The following is a 15,743-nucleotide window of genomic DNA, read 5'->3' as shown; positions in this document are numbered from 1 at the left end:
GAAAGCAATACTGCACATTCATTTCACCGCCGAGACTTCCATGATGAGCGCAAGCCACCTGATGCCTACCTATCAACCGCTGCCGCTGACGTTCAGCCATGGTCGCGGCACTCGTCTGTGGGATAACGCGGGCCGTGAATACCTGGATGCCCTGGCCGGGGTAGCAGTGACCAACGTGGGGCATAGCCACCCGGAGGTGGTGGCCGCCATCGTCGAGCAGGCCGGGCTGTTGCTGCACACCTCCAACCTGTACGCCATCGACTGGCAACAGCGGCTGGGCGCGAAGCTGGCCGAGAAGTCCGGGCTTGCCCTGGCGTTCTTCAACAATTCCGGCGCGGAAGCGAACGAGACCGCGTTGAAGCTGGCCCGGCTGCACGGCCACAGCCGCGGTATCGCCAAGCCCTTGGTGGTGGTCATGGACAACGCCTTTCACGGCCGCACCCTGGCCACCCTGGCGGCCAGTGACGGTGCGCACCTGAGCGCCGGCCTGGGCCAACTGCCTGGAGACTGCATCAGGATTTCCTTCGGCGACCTGGATGCGCTGGCCACTGTCACCCAGGCGTTCGGCCAGCGCATCGTGGCGGTGCTGCTCGAGCCGATCCAGGGCGAAAGCGGTGTGCACGTCGCCTCGACATCCTACATGCGGGCCCTGCGCGAGCATTGCGACAGCCACGGCTGGTTGTTGATGCTCGATGAGATCCAGACCGGCATTGGCCGCACTGGTCAGTGGTTTGCCTACCAGCATGCCGACATCCAGCCCGATGTGGTCACTCTGGCCAAGGCCTTGGCCAATGGCATTCCGATCGGTGCGTGTCTGGCCACCGAGGCCGTGGGCCGCCTGTTCCAGCCCGGTGGCCACGGCAGCACCTTTGGCGGCAACCCCCTGGCGTGCCGGGTCGGTTGCACGGTGCTCGACATCATCGAGCGCGAGCAACTGCTGGATAACGCCGCGCGCCAGGGGCATGCGCTGCTCGAACGGCTGCGTAGCGAAGTGGGAAACATGCCTGGCGTCAAAGCCGTTCGGGGCCTGGGCCTGATGATCGGTGTGGAGCTGGACCGGCCCTGCCGCGAACTGATGCAGCGAGCCGCAGAAGAGCATGGCCTGCTGATCAACGTGACCCGGGGCACTACCATTCGGCTGCTGCCACCCCTGACCCTGAACCATGCCGAAGTGGAGCGCATCGTCGGCACCGTGCGTGCGCTGGTGCAGAAGCTATAGGCTTCGTCTGTAAGGATAATTACCGGCAGCAGTAGGGCTTGTCTCTTTTCGATGACATCCCTTGCCGCTTAAACGGCATTGAACAATCTTTCAGCCTTCAGCACCCACGATGAAGGCTTTCCATGTCCCACCTGCCCGTTGCTTGCCTGCGACTTGCTCGATTCATTGCCGGCGGACCTGGGCGATGAGCGTGTTCATTGGCTATCAGCATGTCGATCTGCCCCAGGCCTTGCGGGTCAGGAAATACTTGCGCAGGGCCGGGATCGAGGTGGGCATGGACGTGATGGACTTCGATTCGTTGACCACGCTGCACGTCACCGAAACGCTCACTGCGCATATCCGCGACTGCACCCACGTGATCCTGATGATCTCGCACTGCAGCGCGCGGCGCTGGTGGATACCGTTCTGCATTGGCAAGGCCACCTCGTGGGACCGGCGCCTGTGCCTGTATCGGCTGGGCGATCAGGCACTGCCCGAATACCTGGCGCATTGGCCGACCCTGACCCGCCCGCAGCAGTTGGACTTCCTCATCGAGGCCTATCACCGCGAGGCGGCCATGCGCCTGCCGGCAGGCCAACGCGAGACGCCACTGCCGGTGCAAGCGCGAGATATCCACAGGGGCCTGCGCGAACGCATCGGCCGGGGTTTCTAACGGCTTATCGTCTCAGGGCGCAGGCTTGCCCGGCTCGACCAGCTTGGCCGAGCCGTCTTCGAACAGGTTCAGGCGCTGCCGCAGTTCGCGCGGCTGCACCGGTGCGCTGGGGTCGCCGATCGAAGCGCCTGGTGGCGCAGCACCGGGGGCCGTACCGGGATTGGGCGCTTCCAATGCCGGCTGATCACCTTCGATGTCGCGCTGGGCCTTTTTGGTCAGCACCACGATGTCGATGCGGCGATTGATGGAGTTCAGCGGATCCTTGCGGTCGAACAACGACGATGAACCATAGCCGACCACGCGAGCGATCTGATCCTCCGGATAGCTGCCCGCCACCAGGGCTCGACGCGCGGCATTGGCGCGGTTGGACGACAGCTCCCAGTTGCCGAAGCCGCCCGACGCACTGCCGGCGTAGGGCTTGGCGTCGGTATGGCCGCTGATGCTGATCTTGTTCGGCACCGCCTTGATGGTGTCGGCCATGGCCAGCAGGATGTCCTCGAAATAAGGCTTGAGCCGCGCACTGCCCAGGTCGAACATCGGCCGGTTCTCGGCATCGGTGATCTGGATACGCAAGCCGTCCTGCGTGATTTCAAAAAGGATCTGGTCCTTGAATTTCTGCAGTTGGGGATTTTCGTCGACCTTGTTCTGCAGCTCCTGCAACAGCAGTTCCAGGCGTTCCTTTTCAACCTGTTCGGCTATTTGCTGGGCCTGTTCGGCTTCCACCTGATTCGAGGTTTCCGGCTTGGGCGGCGAGACGTCGACGTCCGGATTCAGGGTTTTCTCGGGCGAGAGCTGCGGAGAGCCGCCTAGGTCGATGACATAGGGCGTGCCGCTTTCGGAGAAGCCGATCGGGTCCTTGAAGTAACCGGCAATGGCGATCTTCTGCTCGGGTGTGGCGTTGGACAACAGCCAGAGCACCAGGAAAAACGCCATCATCGCCGTCGCGAAGTCGGCGAAGGCGATCTTCCAGGCGCCACCGTGGTGGCCGCCGCCAAAGCGCTTGACCCGCTTGACGATGATGGGCTGGTTGTTTTCCATGACTCAGCGACCGCGTACGGCTTGTTCGAGTTCGGCGAAGCTTGGGCGGTGTGCCGGGTACAGCACCTTGCGCCCGAACTCCACGGCCAGCGACGGCGGCATGCCCGACGCCGAAGCCACCAGCGACGCTTTGATGGCTTCGTAGACGTTCAGCTCTTCCTTGGCGTCGTGGCCCAGGCAGGTCGCCAGCGGGCCGAAGAAACCGTAGGCCGCCAGGATCCCCAGGAAGGTACCGACCAGTGCAGCGCCGACGTGACCACCGATCGCCGCCTTGTCGCCGTCACCCAGCGACGCCATGGTCACCACGATGCCCAATACCGCCGCAACGATACCGAAACCTGGCAGCGCATCGGCGATACCGGTCACGGCGTGGGACGGATGCTCGAGCTCTTCCTTCATGCTCAGCAGTTCCATGTCGAACAGGCCTTCGAGTTCGTGCGGCGCCATGTTGCCCGACGACATGATGCGCAGGTAATCGCAGATGAACGCGATCATCTGCTCGTCCTTGAGGATGGTGGGGTACTTGGCGAAGATCGGACTGGCGGCGACGTCTTCGATGTCGGCCTCGATAGACATCATGCCCTCGCGACGACTCTTGTTGAGAATCTCGAACAGCAGGCTCAGCACTTCCAGATAGTAGGCATGGCTGAAGCGCGACTTGAACATCTTCAACGACTTCTTCAGCACGATCATGGTGGTGCTGCCGGGGTTGGCCTGCAGAAACGCGCCCAAGGCCGCACCGCCGATGATCATCACCTCGAAGGGTTGGACCAGGGCGGCCAGTTGACCATGTGAAAGAACGTATCCGCCCAGCACGCTCGCGAACACGACAATGATGCCAATGATTTTAGCCATGGATAAAAAACACTTCAGAAGTCGGGTTCAGGGACGAAAAAGGTGGTGTGGAATCTGTTGTTCTCCTTATCGGCAGAACTGCGCCAGACTATAGGCAGCGGTTTTCAAAAGCCAGTTTGGTCCGTTCGTGTAGTCGGCCTGCATTCAGGCATGCATCAGGATAAGCATAGTGTCCAACGCCAAGCCCCAAACCCTAGACACCTGGCTCGCACTGCTCGACGGCGTGCGCCTGCCGATTCCCAAGCTGTACCACGACAAGGTTCGCGCCGCGATCAAGGATCGGCGCCGCTCGCTGCGCGACATCGCCGACCTGATGCAGCACAGCCCCGCACTGGTGCTCAGCGTGATGCGCGAAGCCAACCGGCATGCCAGCAACAGCCTGGCGGAGCCGGCGGAAAGCCTCGAAGTGGCGCTGAACCGGCTGGGCCTGTCGCGGGCCGAAGAGTTGTTGATGCGCCTGCCCGCCCAGGAGCCGCAACAGATGCCCCTGACCTTGCGCCAGCTGCAGATGATCAGCCAGCACGCCAGCCAGCAGGCCAATGGTCTGTTCGCCGCAAGGCTGGCGCGGCTGTGGCAGGAAATTCATTGGGGCAGCCTGCTGTTTCTTTCACCGCTGTGGCCGTTGGCGGCGACCTACCCCGAGCTGCTCGATGAATGGCAGCGGCGCGTCACCGGTGAAGGTGAAGCGGCGGTCAAGGTCGAGCAGGAGCTGTTCGGTGTGCCGTTGCTGGTGCTGTGTCAGGCACTGGCGCAGAAATGGCGCCTTCCCGCCTGGGTGCTGCATGGCTATCGGCTGCTGCTGGAGGAGCGTCGGGCGCTGGTGCAGGCGCTGCACATTGCCCGCGACAATCAGCATCGTTTGCGCCAGCAACAGCAGTTGGACGACGAGCCGGCGTTGCGGCGCTGGTTGAACCAGCCCGCCAACACCATTCTGATGGCCAACGGCCTCGCCCTGGCCGCGCAACAGGGCTGGTTCACGCCGCACCTTCAGCGCTGGCAGTACCTGAGCTGCCTGTACCTGCAAGTGCCGCTGGAACAGGTTCAACAGCAGGTCCATCAACACGCGGTGCACAGTGCCCGAGTGCACTGCGCCGCCGACCTGTGGCATCCGGCACGCAACCTGCTGTGGCCGCCACCATACAAGGGACCGGCGCCCGACACCGATCCAGCCCCGGCACCGAGCGAAGAGGCGCTGGCGCACTGGCGGCAACTGTGCACGCAACTGCTGACCACGCCGACGCCGTTCAACAATGCTTTGCACCTGACCACTTGCGCGCGCGATGCCCTGCTGGCGTGCGGCATGCAGCGCGTGCTGCTGCTGATGGTCGACCGCAATCACGGCAGCCTGCGCGTGCACCAGAGCGCCGGACTGCCCAAGGAAGTCGCGGCGCTGAGCCTGGGCATCGAGCACAACGGCCTGCTGCAGCGGCTGCTCGCGCAACCGACGCAGCTGCGCATGGGCACCGCCAACAGCGCGCAGTTGCAGGCCCTGTTGCCGGCGACCCTGCGCGCGCTGTTCCGCGGTGAACACCTGCTGCTGCGCTCGCTGGGTGTCGATGGGCGAGTGCATACGCTGCTGGTGGCCGACCAGGGCGGGCGTCCGTTCTCCGAGATCAGCGTGCAGGGCTTCGGCAAGAGCGCGCAGTGCATCGAGCGCGCCCTGGACACCTTTACCAACCGCAGCCGCTGAGGCTTGCGCTACAATCGCCGTTCCGTTTCGTCTGGAGACCCGAATGCCTGACTTTTCCGGCCTGCCCCTGGTGATCGAGCCCGATGAGCTGAACGCCCGGCTCGATGCCGCCAACCTGATCGTGGTCGACTTGACCAGCGCTGCACGCTACGCGTCCGGGCACATTCGCGGGGCGCATTTCGTCGATCCCAAGCGTACCCAGCTGGGCCAGCCGCCGGCGCCGGGGCTGCTGCCTGGATTGTCGTCTCTGGAAAAGCTGTTCGGTGAGCTGGGGCATACGCCCGAGGCGACCTATGTGGTCTACGACGACGAAGGCGGCGGCTGGGCCGGGCGCTTCATCTGGCTGCTCGACGTCATCGGCCATGAACGCTATCACTACCTCGACGGCGGCATCCTGGCCTGGGAGGCCGCCGGCCTGCCGCTGAGCCAGGACACACCGGCCAGCGCAGGCGGTCCGGTACCGCTCACCCTGCACGACGAGCCCATCGCCACCCGCGAGTATCTGCAGAGCCGTCTGGGCGCCGCCGACCTGGCCATCTGGGATGCCCGCGGCCCGCTGGAATACACCGGTGAAAAGGTGCTGGCAGCCAAGGCAGGGCACATTCCCGGTGCAATCAACCTGGAGTGGACCGCGGCCATGGATCCGGCGCGTCAGTTGCGCATTCGCAGCGACGTCGCACCGCTGCTCGATGGCCTGGGTATCACCGCCGACAAGGAAATCATCACGCACTGCCAGACACATCACCGCTCTGGTTTCACCTATCTGGTGGCCAAGGCGCTTGGCTATCCACGCGTCAAGGGCTATGCCGGTTCCTGGGGCGAATGGGGCAACCACCCCGACACCCCTATCGAAGTTTAAGGACACTCAATGAAAGATCGCTTGTTCATCATCAGTCAGTACCTGCTGCCCCATCACCTGCTCTCGCGCCTGGCCGGCTGTGTGGCCGAATGTCGTTCGCGATGGTTCAAGGATGCGTTCACCCGCTGGTTCGCCAAGCGCTACGATGTCGACATGTCCCTGGCCGAGGTCGAGGACCTGAGCGCCTACGAGAATTTCAACGCGTTCTTCACCCGCGCCCTGAAACCCGACGCACGTCCACTGGACCCAACGCCCGGTGCGATCCTCTCCCCAGCCGACGGAGCCGTCAGTCAGCTGGGTACCATCGAACACGGTCGCATCTTCCAGGCCAAGGGCCACAGCTTCAGCGTGCTCGAACTGCTGGGCGGCGATCCTGCCAACGCAGCGCCCTTCATGGGGGGCAAGTTCGCCACCATCTACCTGTCGCCACGTGACTACCATCGAGTGCACATGCCGCTGGCCGGCACCCTGCGCGAAATGATCTACGTGCCAGGGCGTATCTTCTCGGTCAACCAGACCACCGCCGAGAACGTCCCCGAGCTGTTCGCGCGCAACGAGCGCGTGGTGTGCATCTTCGACACCGAGCGCGGGCCGATGGCCATGGTGCTGGTGGGCGCGATGATCGTCGCCTCGATCGAAACCGTCTGGGCCGGTCTGGTAACGCCGCCCAAGCGCGAACTCAAGACCTTTCGCTACGACGAAGCGGCACGGGCGCCGATCCATCTGGAAAAAGGCGCCGAGATGGGCCGTTTCAAACTGGGTTCGACCGTGGTCATGCTGTTCGGCCCGGAACAGGTCGAGTGGGCTCACCACCTGGCCAACCTGTCACCCGTGAACATGGGGCAAGGCCTGGGGCGCCCGGCCGTTGCGCAGGACGTGGCCCCAGCGACGCCTGCAACTGTTGTCTGATATCTGAGCCGCTTGCGGCTGGCACGGCGCAGCCTTGGCGACATCGAGGCTGCGACCGTTATCCAATGCTGTTAGAGTCTTCGCATACGGCCAAATGAATGGCCTGTCTTTCGTCATCGTTCACGCTGTCGCACGATGACCTGAGTCGAACCAGGAAACGACCGATGTCGCCACGCCCCCATCTGTTGTTGCGCGCTCCGACGCCATCGCAGTTGAGCCTGACCTTCTGCGAAGCGACCCCGCGCGACCTCAAACGCTGGATTGCCACGCTACCCAAGGCCAATCTGGGGGAAACCGCCCGGTTGCTGTACCAGGGCCTGGGCGAGCTCAACCAGTTGCTCACGCCCAGCGACAATCGCCTGCAACTGCTCGAGCTGCTCAGGCCCGAGGTGTATTTCGTCTGCAAGCATCTGGAACGACACTTCCTCAACCAGTCCATCGTGCTCGACGAGCGCTCGCGCAAGGTCGCCAACCTGTGCCAGGCCCTGCAGAACCATCTGGCGATCGGCTACAAGCAGATCGTGCTGCGTATTTCCGCAACCGCTACCAAGGATCGTGTTACCAAGGAGCGGGCCACCCTTCTGGCCACCGCTGCACAGCGTGCCCTGCACTGCCTGAACGGGCCCGTGTTGCGCGCCAGTCTGCTGTACTGTCCGGTGCCCGATGGGGTGTGGCTGGAGTTGCACCAGTTGTATCAGGCAGCCCTGGCGCATCAGTTGCAGAACCTTTCCATCAACGATCCGCTGATTCCTCCAGGCCGTAGCTCGACCGTTCAGCAAAGTTACGCGGCCTCGTTGCTGCTGGGCAGCTCTCGCTGCAACCAGATGCGTCAACAGGCGATCCTGCGTCTGGCCGAAGTGCTGGATGCGTGGAGCCCCCTGGTCCGTGTGCAGCCGGCCAGCCTGGCTTCGAGCCTGTTCGCCATAGCGCCCGGTGAAGACAGCGGGCCCCGCTACAAGACCCTGTATGGCGACGACCAACTGCCGCACCTGATCGGGCTCGACCCGAGCGACCTGGTTCAGGCCATCAAGGCCTACCTGGACTTGCCGGTCGAGCAGCGCGCGCAGTCGCACCTGATCCCCAGCAACTTCAGTATCGATCTGCTCCAGCACGTGGCCGCCGCCTGGGGCGATGTGGCGGAACGCACTTTTACTCGAACGCCCGGCCAGGGCAACCTGAGCCTGTGCATCGGCATGAGCGCGTTGCATTACTACATTGGCGGCGAGCGGTCCTTCAGCGAGATCCTCAAGCGCCCTGGCCCTTCGCAGAGCGCACAGTTCGTACCGGGCGCTGCCACGCAATCGTGGAGCAGGCCGACCGAGGGCGATCGCCACGGCGACTACGAGGAGATCCAGTACGACCTGCCGCGCGGCGACGGCAGCAGCGCTGGCAGTGCCTCCAATCACGATCAGCACTTCCCGACCTATGCCCTGCAGATCGTCAATCACAGCCCCGGTGGCTACTGCCTGGCGTGGCCCAAGGAGGTTCCGCCGCAACTGCAGGCCGGTGAGATGGTCGGCATTCAGGACACTCAGGCCCAGGGCTGGAGCGTGGCCGTGGTGCGCTGGATTCGGCAGGTGCGCAGTGGCGGCACGCAGATGGGCATCGAGTTGGTGGCACCGCACGCCCAGCCGTGCGGCCTGCAACTGGTGCGCGTCAGCGAGCAGAACAGCCAGTTCCTGCGCGGCCTGCTGCTGCCGGAGATTCGCGCCATCGACATTCCCGCTTCCCTGCTCGCCCCGCGCATGCCTTTTCAGGAGGGCAACAAGGTCATCATCAACAACCAGGGTGAAGAGCAGCCTGCGGGCCTGGGCACGCGGATGGCCGGCACCGGCAGTTTCAACCAGTTCGAATACCACCTGCTGGAGGTTGCCAAACCGGTGTCGACCGGTGCCGAGGATGGAGCGCCCGAAGAAGACTTCGCTTCGCTGTGGAAAGATCTGTAAACGAACCAGTGCTCAGTCGCGGCGACCGAGCAGGTACAGCACCGCATCCAGCCCCAGCACACTGATGGCCTGACGCGCCGACTGCCGGACCAGCGGCTTGGCGCGGAACGCCACGCCCAGCCCTGCAATGGCCAGCATGGCCAGGTCGTTGGCCCCGTCACCCACTGCGATGGTTTCGCTCAAGTCGATACCGTGCTCACGGGCCAACTGCTGCAGCAGGTCGGCTTTGCGTTGGGCGTCGACGATGGGCTCGACCGCAACTCCGGTGCATTTACCCTCGACCACCTGCAGTTCGTTGGCGAAGACATGAGTGATGCTCAGACGCTTCTGCAACTGGTTGGCGAAATAGGTGAAGCCGCCGGACAGAATGGCGGTTTTCACCCCCATGCGATTGAGTTCGGCGAACAGGCGCTCGGCGCCTTCGCTCAGGCGCAGTTGCGCACCGATGTCATCGAGCACTGCAACATCGAGGCCGTCGAGCAACGCCAGGCGGGCCTTGAAGCTGGCGCGAAAATCGATCTCGCCGCGCATGGCCTGTTCGGTGATCGCCGCGACACGTTCGCCGATGCCGGCCGCCTTGGCCAGTTCGTCGATCACCTCGGCTTCGATCAGTGTCGAATCCATGTCGAACACGGCCAGGCGCGGATGCCGACGCTGTGCCGATTCGGGCTGGTAGACGATGTCGAGACCCAGTGCGGCGCTGAGTTCGAGCACCTGGGCACGCAATGGCAGTGGCTGCTCCAACGGGCCCTGCAGGCACAACTCGAAACAGGCATTGCCACCCGTGGCCGCTGACAGGCGCTCCAGGCTCGAAAGCGACAAGCCATGCTCGGCCAGCAGCGTGATCACCTGCCGCAGCGCCGGGTAGCCGACCTGGCGCCCCATCACGCTGACCACGTGGTCTGCCGGCTCAGCGTTCAGGGCGGTGCTGAAGGTGGTCTCGGCGGTCAGGACGTCGCCCAGTGCATCGACGATGCCCGACTGCTCCTGAGCGGTGATGTTGATCAGGACGATTTCGCGCAAGAGGCACCCCGTTTCATGAAAAAAAACGCATTCTAACCACTTTCAGTGACCATCGGGCACAGGCAGCGCTTTGCCGCTCGGGGGGCGGTCGTTATACTGCGCGCCAACTTCACGGACAAAGAGCCGCGCTCAGTGAACCGGCCTACGCCAGTCAAAACCGACAACTTCTTCCTGCTGATCTTCCGAGCCGTGCGCCACCGTCGAGTGCCGCTGGCTTTGCGCATCGCGTTCACCAACATCGTGCTGGTTGCCATCGCCCTGGTGATCTACGCCTGCGTGATGGGTCTGCAGTTCAAGCAGGCCATGCACGAGCAAGCCGATGCGGTGGGCCAGAGCCTGACCACGCAGACGGCCACGTCCGCCACCGAGCTGCTGGTGTCCAACGACATCCTCAGCCTCAACGTGCTGCTCAACAACCTGGTGAAAAACCCACTGGTGGCGCACGCGGCGATCTTCAGCCCGGACAACCGCATCCTTGCCGAAGCCGGTCAGCGCCCCAGAAGCGGCCTGCTCGGGCAGAGCCAGGGGCTGTACGAGACCAAGATCAACTTCCAGGACGCCCTGGCCGGACAGTTGCGCATCAGCCTGGACATGAACCAGTTCCAGCAGCCGCTGACCATCAGCCTGCAGAGCATGGGCGTGCTGGCCGGGATCCTGCTGGTGCTTGCGTTGGCGCTGAGCCTGCGCCTGGGGCGCTACATCTCGACGCCACTGCTGCAGCTGCGGGTCTGGCTGCGCAACCCTGACGAGTACACGCCGGCGACCCAGCGCACCGACGAGATCGGCGACCTGGCGCGCCAGCTGCACGCGCAGTTGGCTCCAGAGCCCCGTGAGCCTGAAGTCGAACCCGACGACATCGACGAAGACGATGAGCCGCAGCCAGCCTTGCCCGTGCGCACCGCCAGCAAGCCCGGCCCGTTCCCGCCGGTGGCCGCAAAGCCTGCGAAACCGGTCATGCGTCAGATCCAGGCCGACGAGGACGAGGAAGACTTCGGTGACGATCCGTTCGCGGACCTGCGCGAAGCTCCGGTGGCGGTGATCAAGCCACCCGTCACTGCCGTGGCCAAGGTGCATACCGACAGCGCGGTGCTGGCCGTGCAACTGGGTGCTCAGGAACAACTGCGGCGCCTACCCAAGGCACGCCTGGCCGAGCTGCTGGAGCGCTACCACGACTGCCTGCAGCAGGCCGCCTCGCTCTACGAGAGTGAAGTGCACATGCTCCAGGACGGCAGTACCCTGATGCTGTTCCACAGCGAAACCAGCGGCGATGACTACCTGACCAATGCGATCTGCTGTGGCGAACTGTTGCGCGCCCTGGGTCATGCCTTGCAGATCGAGGTCGCCGACAGCGGTATCACCCTGCAACTGCAGTTGGGTCTGGTGCTCAGCGACGAGGTCCATGGCCTGAACTCCATCGACCTGCTGCTGACCGAATCGGCGCAGGATGCACTGGCGCTCTCGCAGCACAGCCGCAACCTGTTGCTGGTGGTACGCGAGATCGGCGAAGACCCGCTGATCCGCCAGCGCGCGCGCATCCGTTCGATCGCCAGCCCCGAAGGCGCCTGCTGCGTCGAGCGCCTGCTGGAGCCCTACCCGTCGCTGCTGGAACGGCAGTTGGCGCGCATTTGCTGACTGGCAGCCGACTTGACGTCATTGTACAAGGCATTGTACATTTTCAGCTCGACCGAACGAGGCTGCCGGCTGTGCCGCAGCCTCGTTCCGTTTCGCCGCAGATGCGGCTGATCTTGCCAGGGGTATGCTATGCACTGCCTTGGCGTTCTCCCTTGGGATATTCCCGGGAAGGAATCGATATCCATGAATGTACTTACCTTTAGCCAGGCCCGTGCCGGTTTGAAGCAGACAATGGATGATGTGTGCCGTGATCACGAGCCGGCCGTCATCACCCGCCAGCGTGGTGAACACGTAGTCATCCTGTCGCTGGAAGATTACAACGCCATGGAGGAAACCCTGTACCTGCTTGGTTCAGCGGAGAACGCCAAGCGCCTGCGCGAATCCATTGCTCAGCATAAGGCCGGGGGAGCCTTCACCAAGGAGATCTCCTTGAATGTCGCAGAGCAAGAAGCAGCAGAACAAGACTAAAGCTCGCACCAGTGTCGCCGTTTCATTCACTGCCAATGGTTGGGCTGACTATCAGCACTGGTCCGAGAATGACCCCGGTAAACATGAAGCTGTCGATAACCTCATTTCCCATATCCTGCGTGATCCCTTCAAGGGAATAGGTCGCCCCGAACCACTGAAAGGCGACCTCACCGGATACTGGTCGCGGCGCATCGACAAGGAGCACCGCCTGGTCTACTTCTACGACAATGATGTGCTTACGGTAATTGCCTGCCGCTACCACTACGGCTGAACACCCAACAAAAAGCCCGCATCCAGTGCGGGCTTTTTGTTGGGTGTCGCTCTAGAAGCGGAACACTTCCAGGTCGGTACGGATGGGGGTCGCCAGCGGAATCTGCGGTTTTTCTTCTTCCCGGCGCACCTGCGCCGGCGCTGGCTTGCGCTCTTCGACCAGTGCCGGTTGGTTGGCCAGCGGTTTGAGCGCCGCGGTCAACTGCGCAGCCAGACGCTGCAACAGCACCCCCTGCGCCTGGACTTGAGCGGCGGTGCCGCCGTCGTGCTTTTCTTCGAGGTGGACGATGCGGTTGTCGCGTACCTGTCCGCGACGGTCCAGGACGCGCCACTGGGCGTCGAGAATCGCAGGCTGGCGGCTGCCTGAATCGAGCCGGGTGATCGACAGCAGTACCTGAGCATCGGGCGTGAAGTTGGCGGGCGTGGGTGCCAGCACCACGCGCTGGCTGTCCAGGCGCCAGGCCATCTGGCGCAGCAGCAGTTGGTCGATGTCGGCGGAAAGGCTGCCGGCCCAGCGGCCGTCGGTGGACGCTCTCAGGCTGCCGTCGGCCTGGCGTTGCAGCAGCGTTTCGCGCTGCAGGTAGTCGGCCACCGACACCGGCCCCAGCAGCACGGCCATGCCGCGGCTTTCCTTGGGCAGGCCGGGGTTGCCGCTGTCGAGCTGGTACAAAGCCACGGGTTGATGCGTGCTGCATCCGGCCAGTCCCAGCACGCCGCCGAGCAATAAAATCACGGGAAGACGCAACAGTTTCATCATTTCATCCAGGCGGCTGCCACACGGCAACCGCAGCAATACTTGACCGAGTCGTCTGGGCGCTGCCGCTTGGCGGCGCCGCGAAAGGGCCTATCATCCGTGAATCCGCGCCCTGACTCCAGTGCTTGCGTCGAACGACAGGCATGCCACCGTCCGCACGCGGTTGGCAGTCAGGGGTTTTCCACGACCAGAGCGTCGACGCGCTGGAAACCGCGAGGCAGCTTGTTGCCGCGGCGGCCACGCTCGCCACGGTAGTGCTCCAGGTCGTCGGGCTTGAGCGACAGCGTGCGTTTGCCCGCCTGCAGAACCAGGGTCGAGCCTTCGGCAACGACCGCCAGGTCGGTGACGAATTCTTCACGGCTGGCCACTCGATCACCGGGAATGCCGATGATCTTGTTGCCCTTGCCCTTGCCCAACTGCGGCAGGTCGCTGATCTTGAACACCAGCAGGCGTCCTTCGGTGGTCACGGCGGCCAGCCAGTTCTGCTCACGGTCCGGCACGGCGCGGGGGTTGATCACCTTGGCGCCCTTGGGCAGGCTGAGCAGCGCCTTGCCGGCCTTGTTCTTGGCTTGCAGGTCTTCGCCCTTGACCACGAAACCGTAGCCGGCGTCCGATGCGATGACATACAGCGCGTCGTCGTCGGGCAGCATCACGCATTCGAACGTCGCACCCGGTGGCGGCGTCAGGCGGCCTGTCAGCGGCTCGCCCTGGCCACGGGCCGAGGGCAGCGTATGGGCAGCCACCGAGTAGCTGCGCCCGGTCGAGTCGATGAACACCGCGAACTGATTCGAGCGCCCGGTCGCTGCGGTCTTGTAGCCGTCACCGGCCTTGTAGGACAGCCCGGTGGCATCGATGTCGTGGCCTTTGCCACAGCGCACCCAGCCCTTCTCGGACAGCACTACCGTCACCGGCTCGGTGGGCATCAGCTCGTTTTCCGACAACGCACGGGCCTCGCTGCGCGCCACGATCGGCGAGCGGCGATCGTCGCCATAGGTTTCGGCATCCTTGATCAGCTCGGCACGCACCAGTTTCTTCAGCTTGGCCTCGCTGCCCAAGAGGGCCTGCAGCTTGGCGCGCTCCTTGGCCAATTCTTCCTGCTCGCCACGGATCTTCATTTCTTCCAGGCGCGCTAGCTGGCGCAGGCGCGTGTCGAGAATATAGTCGGCCTGGATCTCGGTCAGCGCGAAACGCTCGATCAGGCGCGCCTTGGGATGGTCCTCGGTGCGGATGATGTGGATCACTTCGTCCAGGTTGAGGAAGGCAATCAGCAAGCCGTCCAACAGGTGCAGGCGGCGCTCTACCTTGTCCAGACGGAACTGCAGGCGGCGGCGCACGGTGTTGACGCGGAACTCCAGCCACTCGACCAGCAACGCGCGCAGGTTCTTCAGCTGCGGGCGGCCGTCGAGGCCGATGATGTTGACGTTGACCCGGTAGGTCGACTCCAGATCCGTGGTGGCGAACAGATGCTGCATCAGTTCGTCGACTTCGACCCGATTGGAGCGCGGAATGATGACGATGCGGCACGGATGCTCGTGGTCGGATTCGTCACGCAGGTCGGCCACCATCGGCAGCTTCTTGGCCTGCATCTGCGCGGCGATCTGCTCCAGCACCTTGGCACCGGACACCTGATGCGGCAGAGCGGTGACGACCACGTCGCCGTCTTCCAGACGATACACCGCGCGCATGCGCACCGAACCGCGACCGGTCTGGTAGATCTTCAGCAGCTCGGCGCGCGGGGTGATGATTTCCGCTTCGGTCGGGTAGTCCGGGCCTTGTATGTGCTCGCACAACTGCTCGACCGTGGCCTTGGGCTCGTCGAGCAGACGGACGCAGGCGCTGGCCACTTCGCGCAGGTTATGCGGTGGCACGTCGGTGGCCATGCCCACGGCAATGCCGGTGGTGCCGTTGAGCAGGATGTTGGGCAAGCGCGCCGGCAGCACCGCAGGCTCGTCCAGGGTGCCGTCGAAGTTCGGTACCCAGTCGGCAGTGCCCTGGCCCAGTTCGGTGAGCAGCACTTCGGAATAGCGCGACAGGCGCGCTTCGGTGTAGCGCATGGCAGCGAAGGACTTGGGATCGTCCGGCGCCCCCCAGTTGCCCTGGCCATCGACCAGGGTGTAGCGATAGCTGAACGGCTGCGCCATCAACACCATGGCCTCGTAGCAGGCCGAGTCGCCATGGGGATGGAATTTGCCGAGCACGTCACCCACGGTGCGCGCGGATTTCTTGTGCTTGGCGTCGGCGTCGAGCCCCAACTCGCTCATGGCATAGACGATGCGTCGCTGGACCGGCTTGAGGCCATCGCCGATGTGCGGCAAGGCGCGGTCCATGATCACGTACATGGAGTAGTTGAGGTAGGCCTGTTCGGTGAAGTCAGCCAGGGACCGGCGTTCTACGCCGTCGAGACTGAGATCGAGGGAGTCGCTCATGC

The 15,743-nt window shown here is 63.8% G+C and carries 13 protein-coding genes and 1 pseudogene; 9 read left to right on the top strand and 5 right to left on the bottom strand.

Translation table 11 applies throughout. The annotated features are described in order from the left end of the window. The first annotated feature begins 43 nt into the window (after window positions 1–43). The gene (locus BLV18_RS01765) at window positions 44–1,219 is read left to right on the top strand and encodes an aspartate aminotransferase family protein (protein WP_090361944.1); all 1,176 of its coding nucleotides are present in this window, start codon (window positions 44–46) and stop codon (window positions 1,217–1,219) included. Window positions 1,220–1,403: 184 nt separating this feature from the next. Further along, entirely contained in the window at window positions 1,404–1,871 is a 468-nt protein-coding gene (locus BLV18_RS01760; protein ID WP_167375905.1) for a TIR domain-containing protein, read from the top strand. Between the two features lie 12 nt (window positions 1,872–1,883). On the opposite strand, the gene motB is transcribed toward BLV18_RS01760, so the two are convergent. Together motB and motA are read right to left on the bottom strand one after the other, a co-directional pair. Then, window positions 1,884–2,909, bottom strand: a complete 1,026-nt coding sequence (gene motB / locus BLV18_RS01755; RefSeq protein WP_090355835.1) for a flagellar motor protein MotB — start codon at window positions 2,907–2,909, stop codon at window positions 1,884–1,886. A 3-nt stretch (window positions 2,910–2,912) separates the two neighbouring features. Beyond that, entirely contained in the window at window positions 2,913–3,764 is an 852-nt protein-coding gene (motA, locus tag BLV18_RS01750) for a flagellar motor stator protein MotA (protein ID WP_049862054.1), read from the bottom strand. Window positions 3,765–3,933: 169 nt separating this feature from the next. On the opposite strand from motA, the gene BLV18_RS01745 reads away from it, so the two are divergent. The 4 genes from BLV18_RS01745 to BLV18_RS01730 all read left to right on the top strand — a co-directional run bounded on the left by BLV18_RS01745 (window position 3,934) and on the right by BLV18_RS01730 (window position 9,168). Beyond that, window positions 3,934–5,454: an HDOD domain-containing protein gene (locus tag BLV18_RS01745; RefSeq protein WP_244156796.1), complete on the top strand. Its 1,521-nt coding sequence runs from the start codon at window positions 3,934–3,936 to the stop codon at window positions 5,452–5,454. 43 nt (window positions 5,455–5,497) lie between these two features. Next, window positions 5,498–6,313 (top strand): rhodanese-like domain-containing protein, encoded by an 816-nt coding sequence (locus BLV18_RS01740; protein ID WP_090355830.1) that lies wholly within the window; start codon window positions 5,498–5,500, stop codon window positions 6,311–6,313. 9 nt (window positions 6,314–6,322) lie between these two features. Then, complete coding sequence (asd, locus tag BLV18_RS01735; RefSeq protein ID WP_090355827.1) at window positions 6,323–7,222, top strand: archaetidylserine decarboxylase; 900 nt, start codon at window positions 6,323–6,325, stop codon at window positions 7,220–7,222. Window positions 7,223–7,386: 164 nt separating this feature from the next. Next, window positions 7,387–9,168: a cyclic-di-GMP receptor FimW-related protein gene (locus BLV18_RS01730; protein ID WP_090355824.1), complete on the top strand. Its 1,782-nt coding sequence runs from the start codon at window positions 7,387–7,389 to the stop codon at window positions 9,166–9,168. Between the two features lie 12 nt (window positions 9,169–9,180). Here BLV18_RS01730 and serB read toward each other — a convergent pair. After that, window positions 9,181–10,068: pseudogene (serB, locus tag BLV18_RS01725) on the bottom strand (phosphoserine phosphatase SerB); the annotation flags it as partial. Between the two features lie 255 nt (window positions 10,069–10,323). Here serB and BLV18_RS01720 point away from each other — a divergent pair. The 3 genes from BLV18_RS01720 (at window position 10,324) to BLV18_RS01710 (ending at window position 12,562) form a co-directional block, all read left to right on the top strand. Continuing rightward, window positions 10,324–11,823, top strand: coding sequence for an AhpA/YtjB family protein (locus tag BLV18_RS01720; protein WP_090355822.1), 1,500 nt, complete (start codon window positions 10,324–10,326; stop codon window positions 11,821–11,823). 183 nt (window positions 11,824–12,006) lie between these two features. After that, window positions 12,007–12,291 carry a type II toxin-antitoxin system Phd/YefM family antitoxin gene (locus BLV18_RS01715; RefSeq protein ID WP_090355819.1) on the top strand — a complete coding sequence of 95 codons (285 nt, stop codon included), beginning with the start codon at window positions 12,007–12,009 and terminating at the stop codon, window positions 12,289–12,291. Then, window positions 12,257–12,562 carry a Txe/YoeB family addiction module toxin gene (locus BLV18_RS01710; protein WP_090355816.1) on the top strand — a complete coding sequence of 102 codons (306 nt, stop codon included), beginning with the start codon at window positions 12,257–12,259 and terminating at the stop codon, window positions 12,560–12,562. Before BLV18_RS01715 ends, BLV18_RS01710 begins: the two co-directional genes overlap by 35 nt. Before the next feature lie 51 nt (window positions 12,563–12,613). Here BLV18_RS01710 and BLV18_RS01705 read toward each other — a convergent pair whose 3' ends face one another. Then, complete coding sequence (locus BLV18_RS01705) at window positions 12,614–13,315, bottom strand: PqiC family protein (RefSeq protein WP_177327978.1); 702 nt, start codon at window positions 13,313–13,315, stop codon at window positions 12,614–12,616. Between the two features lie 170 nt (window positions 13,316–13,485). After that, window positions 13,486–15,741, bottom strand: coding sequence for a DNA topoisomerase IV subunit A (gene parC, locus BLV18_RS01700; RefSeq protein ID WP_090355814.1), 2,256 nt, complete (start codon window positions 15,739–15,741; stop codon window positions 13,486–13,488). Window positions 15,742–15,743: the final 2 nt, after the last annotated feature.

The organism is Pseudomonas coleopterorum (assembly GCF_900105555.1).
In the GTDB taxonomy this organism is placed as follows: Bacteria; Pseudomonadota; Gammaproteobacteria; order Pseudomonadales; family Pseudomonadaceae; genus Aquipseudomonas; species Aquipseudomonas coleopterorum.
The sequence above is the reverse complement of the archived record's forward strand: the minus strand, read 5'-3'. Positions and strand labels throughout refer to the sequence as shown.